Below are 268 nucleotides of genomic sequence, written 5' to 3' on the forward strand. Positions count from 1 at the left end.
GATCGTGGTGATGAAGTTGACCGAGCCGAGGATCGTGCCGAAGCCGGAGAAGGCCAGACCCATGATCCACATGTCGGCGCCGATGCCCGGCGAGCGGACGGCGTCGTTCAGCGGCGCGTAGGCGAACCAGCCGAAGTCGGCGGCGCCCTGCGGCGTGAGGAAGCCGGCGACCGCGATGAGCGAGCCGAAGAGGTACAGCCAGTACGCGAACATGTTCAGCCGCGGGAACGCCACATCGGGCGCGCCGATCTGCAGCGGCATGATCCAG

At 67.5% G+C, this 268-nt stretch carries 1 protein-coding gene; it reads right to left on the bottom strand.

All coding sequences use genetic code 11. The features are described from left to right. The coding region (locus IF17_RS01000000136985) for a cbb3-type cytochrome c oxidase subunit I (protein ID WP_209437803.1) at window positions 1-268 on the bottom strand (268 nt) is incomplete at both ends.

This window comes from Streptomyces cyaneofuscatus, assembly GCF_000718135.1.
Taxonomy (GTDB): Bacteria; Actinomycetota; Actinomycetes; order Streptomycetales; family Streptomycetaceae; genus Streptomyces; species Streptomyces cyaneofuscatus.